1 pseudogene is annotated in these 548 nt (G+C 41.2%); it reads left to right on the top strand.

The window, feature by feature from the left end:
• Positions 1-548, top strand: a pseudogene (locus tag QMK30_RS38380) (IS3 family transposase); the annotation flags it as partial.

Genomic DNA, 548 nt, shown 5'->3' with positions numbered 1-548 from the left:
GGATGAAATCAAAGACCTTAAAAAACAACTCAAGATCGCTCAAGAAGAACGAGAAATCTTAAAAAAGGCAACGGCGTATTTTGCCAATGAGGAGGAATAAGCGAAGCACTGCTTTGCCCCGACGCAAAGTGAGAGCTATGCTTGAGTACCAATAGCCAAGTACGCCTTTATGCAAGAGAATCGATTGAAATACTGCATATAACGCATGGCAAGGTTATTTGAAGTCAGCCTATCAGGCTACTATGATTGGTTAAAGCGAGGCATCAGCAAGCGAAAACAGCACCACAATCGCTGTGAACTATTGGTCAAATCCGCTCACATAGATACAAAGCAAAGCTATGGTCATGAGCGCTTGAATCAGCACTTAACAAATCAAGGACATAATATCAGCTTATACATGGTACGGCAAATCAAGCAAGAACATGGTATTTACTGCAAACGTCACAAGCGATTTAAAACGACTACTGACTCAAATCATAATAAGCCTGTTTATCCAAATCTGCTAGAACAGCAGTTTGACGTGGCAGCTCCTAACATCGAAAAGATTC

It is taken from the genome of Streptomyces sp. H27-C3 (assembly GCF_030063415.1).
Taxonomy (GTDB): Bacteria; Actinomycetota; Actinomycetes; order Streptomycetales; family Streptomycetaceae; genus Streptomyces.
The sequence above is the reverse complement of the archived record's forward strand: the minus strand, read 5'-3'. Positions and strand labels throughout refer to the sequence as shown.